5 protein-coding genes and 1 pseudogene are annotated in these 4,619 nt (G+C 66.5%); all 6 read left to right on the forward strand.

Annotation, left to right across the window (positions count from 1 at the left end; translation table 11 throughout):
* Positions 1–219, forward strand: a pseudogene (locus Q0K43_RS10290) (acetyl-CoA carboxylase carboxyl transferase subunit beta); the annotation flags it as partial.
* Positions 209–1,030, forward strand: coding sequence for an acetyl-CoA carboxylase carboxyltransferase subunit alpha (locus tag Q0K43_RS10295; protein ID WP_297290442.1), 822 nt, complete (start codon positions 209–211; stop codon positions 1,028–1,030). The pseudogene Q0K43_RS10290 and the gene Q0K43_RS10295, both read left to right, overlap by 11 nt.
* Positions 1,027–1,977, forward strand: coding sequence for a beta-ketoacyl-ACP synthase III (locus Q0K43_RS10300; protein ID WP_297290443.1), 951 nt, complete (start codon positions 1,027–1,029; stop codon positions 1,975–1,977). The genes Q0K43_RS10295 and Q0K43_RS10300 overlap by 4 nt, the downstream gene beginning before the upstream one ends.
* Positions 1,978–2,067: 90 nt before the next feature.
* The gene (locus Q0K43_RS10305; RefSeq protein ID WP_297290444.1) at positions 2,068–2,994 is read left to right on the forward strand and encodes a DUF561 domain-containing protein; all 927 of its coding nucleotides are present in this window, start codon (positions 2,068–2,070) and stop codon (positions 2,992–2,994) included.
* Positions 2,991–3,917, forward strand: a complete 927-nt coding sequence (fabD, locus tag Q0K43_RS10310) for an ACP S-malonyltransferase (protein WP_297290445.1) — start codon at positions 2,991–2,993, stop codon at positions 3,915–3,917. Before Q0K43_RS10305 ends, fabD begins: the two co-directional genes overlap by 4 nt.
* Before the next feature lie 4 nt (positions 3,918–3,921).
* Positions 3,922–4,619 (forward strand): 3-oxoacyl-[acyl-carrier-protein] reductase (fabG, locus tag Q0K43_RS10315; protein ID WP_297290446.1); only part of this gene is annotated, 698 nt, incomplete at its 3' end.

The raw sequence follows: 4,619 nt of genomic DNA on the forward strand, positions 1-4,619 counted from the left end.
GACATCATGCTGGCCGAGCCCGGCGCCCTCATCGGCTTTGCCGGCCCCCGGGTCATTGAGCAGACCATCGGCGAGAAGCTGCCCGAGGGCTTCCAGAGTGCCGAGTACCTGCTGGAACACGGCTTTCTGGACGCCATCGTCCCCCGCCCCCAGCTGCGGGACACCCTGATCCAGCTGCTGAACCTCCACGGGAAAGGAGGGAGCGACCGTGGCAAGTAACCTCACCCCCGCCCAGCGGGTGGCTCTGGCCCGCCATCAGGAGCGGCCTGGCACCACCGACTTCATCGCCGCCCTCTTCACCGACTTCTTTGAGCAGCGGGGAGACCGGCTCTGTTCCGACGACGGCAGCATCCTGGGCGGCGTGGCCCTCTTCCACGGCCAGCCGGTCACCGTTATCGGCCACCGGAAGGGCCGCACCCTGGAGGAACACCTGGCCTACCACTTCGGCATGCCCTCCCCCGAGGGCTACCGCAAGGCCCAGCGGCTGATGGAGCAGGCGGAGAAGTTCCGCCGCCCCGTCATCACCTTCATCGACACCCCCGGCGCCTACCCCGGCCTGGAGGCCGAGGCCCGGGGTCAGGGGGAGGCCATCGCCCGCACCCTGGCTCTCTCCTCCGCCCTCACCGTCCCGGTGATCTCGGTGGTCACCGGCGAGGGGGGCAGCGGCGGCGCATTGGCTCTGGGCGTGGGCAACAAGGTACTCATGCTGGAAAACGCCGTCTACTCCGTCCTCTCCCCCGAGGGCTTTGCCGCCATCCTGTGGAAGGATTCCTCCCGCAGCGACGAGGCCTGCGACGTAATGAAGCTCACCGCCGCTGATCTTCTGGAACTGGGTGTGATCGACGCCATCATCCCCGAACCCGCTGAAGGCGCCCACACCAATCTGCACGGGGTGTGCAAGGCGCTGGACGCCGCCCTGGTGAAGGAGCTGACCGCCCTCAACAAGATGAACGGCCAGGCTCTGGCCGTCCAACGCTATAAAAAATTCCGCTTAATGGGCAGCAAGGCCCTGAGAAAGGAGCGCCCATGAACGGGATCAAACTGCTGAGTACCGGCTCCGCCCTGCCCCGCCGGGCGGTGACCAACGACGATATGGCCAGAATCGTGGATACCAATGACGAGTGGATCGCCACCCGTACCGGTATCCGCAGCCGGTACCACTGTACCGAGGGGGAAAGCCACACCTCCCTGTGTCTGGCCGCCGCCAAACAGGCCCTGGAGCGCGCCGGCATCGGTCCGGAGCAGATCGGAGTGTGCATTGTGGCCACCCTGTCCCAGGACTTTCTCACCCCCGCCGCCGCCTGCATCCTCCAGCGGGATCTGGGCTTCCCGGAGGACACGGTGTGCTTTGACCTGAACGCCGCCTGCTCCGGTTTCGTGTACGGCCTCCATACGGCGGAGTGCCTGCTGGCCGCCGCCGGGCGGAAGTACGGCCTGGTGGTGGGGGTGGAGGCCCTCAGCCGCATCACCGACTTTACCGACCGCTCCACCTGCGTCCTCTTCGGGGACGGGGCAGGGGCCGCCGTGGTGGAGTGGCGGACGGACTATCCCTCCCTCTGCGGAGTGCTGGGCTGCCGGGGCAATCAGGAGGCCCTGTACGTCCCCGGGGCCAACAGCGCCGCTCCCTCCTACATCCACATGGACGGCAAGGCGGTGTTCCGCTTCGCCGTGGAGGCCCTGCCCCGCTGCGCCAAAGAGGTGGTCAAAAAGGCGGGCCTCACCCTGGAGGACGTGGACCGCTTCGTATTCCACCAGGCCAACCAGCGCATCATCGACTTTGCGGTGAAGAAGCTGGGGGTGGACCCGGCCAGGTGTACCGGCAACATTGCCCGCACCGGCAACACCTCCGCCGCCAGCGTACCCCTGCTGCTGGATGAGCTGGTCATCTCCGGCCAGCTGACCTCCGGCCAGAAGGCCCTGTGCGTGGGCTTCGGCGGGGGCCTGACCTGGGCGGGCGCGCTTTTGGAATTGGTGTAAAATGGCGGGGCGATGTGGACATCGCCCCCTACGAACCCCATGTAGGGGCGGATGCCCTCATCCGCCCGTCTTTTTGATAAGGAGTCTGCCATGAAATTGAATGAACTTCTGGGGATCGAATTCCCCATTATCCAGGGCGGCATGGCCAACGTGGCCACCGGCGCTTTTGCCGCCGCCGTGTCCAATGCCGGCGCGCTGGGCCTCATCGGCTCCGGCGGCATGGACGCCGATGCTCTGCGCCGTGAGATCCAGGTGGCCAAGTCCTCCACCGATAAGCCCTTCGGCGTCAACCTGATGCTGATGAATCCCCACATCGAGGATCTGGCCCGGGTGGTGGTGGAGGAGGGCGTCCAAGTGGTGACCACCGGCGCCGGCAACCCCGGCAAATACGTCCCCGCCTGGAAGGCGGCGGGCATCAAGGTGTTCCCCGTGGTGGCCGCCCCCATCCTGGCCAAGCGGCTGGAGCGGTACGGCATTGACGGCATCATCGCCGAGGGCACCGAGAGCGGCGGCCATGTGGGCGAGATGACCACCATGGCCCTGGTGCCCCAGGTGGTGGACGCGGTGAGCGTGCCCGTCATCGCCGCCGGCGGCATTGCCGACGGCCGCCAGATGGCCGCCGCCTTTGCCCTGGGGGCCTGCGGCGTGCAGATCGGCACCTGCCTGCTGGCCAGTGAGGAGTGCCCCATCCACGAGAACTACAAGCAGGCCGTGGTGAAGGCCGGCGCCAACGACACCACCGTCACCGGCCGCACCGGCGGCGCCCCCGTCCGGGTGCTCAAGAACAAAATGGCCCGGGAGTACCTGCGCATGGAGAAGCAGAATCTGCCTCTGGAAGAGATGGAGAAGCTGACCCTTGGCTCCCTCCGCCGGGCCGTGTTCGACGGCGATCTGGACACCGGCAGTTTCATGGCCGGTCAGGTAGCCGGCATGGTGAAGGAGGTACGCCCCCTACGGGCCATCTTTGAGGAAATGATGAGCGGCTACCAGGCCGTTGTGAAAGGACTGAACGTATGAGCCTCGCCTTTTTGTACGCCGGACAGGGCAGCCAGCATCCCGGCATGGGGGCCGACCTCTATGAGGCCTACCCCGTATTCAAGGCCGTGCTGGACAGCGCCGATGTGGACTTTGACCTGAAAACCGTCTCCTTCACCGACCCGGACGGGGTGCTGAACCAGACCGAGTATACCCAGCCCTGCATGGTGGCCTTTGCCGCCGGTATGACCGCCATCCTGTATGAGATGGGCATCCGGCCCGATTACGCCGCCGGTCTCAGCCTGGGCGAGTATTCCGCCCTCCAGGCCGCCGGAGTGTTCACCCCCGCCCAGGCCATCTCCCTGGCCGCTTTCCGTGGCAAGGCAATGGCCTCCGCCGCTGCCGGTATCCCCTGCGGCATGACCGCCGTGCTGGGTCTGGACCGGGAAAAGCTGCAGCAGGCCTGCGATCAGGCTGCCGACACAGGCGTGGTGGAGATCGCCAACTACAACTGCCCTGGTCAGCTGGTGATTGGCGGCGCCCAGGAGGCGGTGAATAAGGCCGCTTCCATCGCCAAGGAGCTGGGGGCCAAACGCTGCCTGCCTCTGAAGGTCAGCGGTCCCTTCCACACCTCCCTGCTCCGCCCCGCTGGTGATGCCCTGCGTGAGAAGTTCCGGAGCGTCACTTTTGGCCAGATGGCCTTCCCGGTACTCTTCAACTGTCTGGGCCATGAGATGGGCGAGGGCGATACCATCCCCGCCCTGCTGGAGCGTCAGGTCCAGTCCTCCGTCTACATGGAGGACACCATCCGCCGCCTGGAGACGCTGGGTGTGGACACCATCGTGGAGATCGGCCCCGGCAAGGCCCTCAGCGGCTTTGTAAAAAAGACCGCCCCCTCCATCAAGACCTACGCCGTGGAGACCGTCGCCGACATTGAGGCCCTCTCCGCCGCTTTGAAAGGATAACTGTATGAGTATGAATGGAAAAATCGCCGTGGTCACCGGCGGCAGCCGGGGCATCGGCAAGGCCATCTGCCTGGAGCTGGCCCGCCGTGGGGCCAATGTGGTGTTCTCCTACGCCGGCAACACCGCCGCCGCCGAGGAGACCCTGGCCGCCCTCAGGGAGCTGGGGGTGGAAGCCCGGGCCGTCCAGGGCAGCGTAGCCGACCCTGCAGCCGTGAAGGCCCTGATGGATACCGCCGTGAAGGAGCTGGGCGGCCTCCACATCCTGGTGAACAACGCCGGCATCACCCGGGACAATCTGGCCATGATGCTGAAGGAGGAGGACTTCGACGCGGTCATCGAGACCAACCTGAAGGGGGCCTTCCTGTGCATGAAGGCCGCCGCCCGGCCCATGATGAAGGCAAAATTTGGCCGCATCATCAACCTCAGCTCGGTGGTGGCCCTCCGGGGCAATCCGGGCCAGATCAACTACTGCGCCAGCAAGGCGGGGGTCATCGGCATGACCAAGTCTTTGGCCCGCGAGCTGGGCGGACGGGGCGTCACCGTCAACGCGGTGGCTCCCGGCTACATCGCCACCGACATGACCGCTGCCCTTCCTGAGGCCGCCCGGGAGGCCATGCTGTCCACCATCCCCGCCGGCCGGGCCGGCACCCCCGAGGACGTGGCTGCCGCCGTGGCCTTCCTGGCCTCCGATGAGGCGGCCTA

It is taken from the genome of uncultured Flavonifractor sp. (assembly GCF_944383115.1).
Classification (GTDB): domain Bacteria; phylum Bacillota; class Clostridia; order Oscillospirales; family Oscillospiraceae; genus Flavonifractor.

Bases quoted from the DNA above. Each gene is read 5' to 3' on its own strand.
- Q0K43_RS10305 (WP_297290444.1), top strand. From the start codon at position 2,068: ATGAAATTGAATGAACTTCTGGGGATCGAATTCCCCATTATCCAGGGC.
- fabD (WP_297290445.1), top strand. From the start codon at position 2,991: ATGAGCCTCGCCTTTTTGTACGCCGGACAGGGCAGCCAGCATCCCGGC.
- Q0K43_RS10300 (WP_297290443.1), top strand. From the start codon at position 1,027: ATGAACGGGATCAAACTGCTGAGTACCGGCTCCGCCCTGCCCCGCCGG.